A 406-nucleotide genomic window follows, 5' to 3' on the forward strand; every position below is an offset into this window, starting at 1 on the left:
CCTCTCCCCCTCTCTTTTCTTTTTCCCTCCTTTCTTCTTCTCTCTCTTCCTTTTTCTCCTCCCCTTTTCCTTCTTCTTCTCCTTTCTTTCTTTCTTTTCTTTCCTCTCCCCCTCCCCTCTCCCTCCTCTCCCCCCCCTCTCCCTTTTCTCCCCTTCTTCTTCTTTTTTTTTCTTTTCCTCCCTCCTTTCCCTTTCCCCCTCTTCTCCCTCCTTCTCCCTCCCTTTCCTCCTTTTTTTCCTCCCTCTTTTTCCTTCCCTCCCTTCCTTCTCTTTTTTCCCCTCCCTCCTTCCCTCCCTTCTCTCCCTTTCCCTCTCTCTTCCCCCTTCCCTCCCCTCCTTCCCCTCTCTTTTTTTCTCCTTTTTCCCTCCCCTTTTTCCTTCCCCCTTTCCCCTCCTCCTCCCTTTT

Annotated in this window: 1 protein-coding gene; it reads right to left on the reverse strand. The window is 51.0% G+C overall.

Going from position 1 to position 406, the window contains the following annotated elements:
* On the reverse strand, nucleotides 1-406 hold a 406-nt coding region (locus KH400_RS29855; protein WP_217228170.1), incomplete at both ends, for a hypothetical protein.

Origin of the sequence: Desertibacillus haloalkaliphilus, from assembly GCF_019039105.1 — a bacterium.
Taxonomy (GTDB): domain Bacteria; phylum Bacillota; class Bacilli; order Bacillales; family KJ1-10-99; genus Desertibacillus; species Desertibacillus haloalkaliphilus.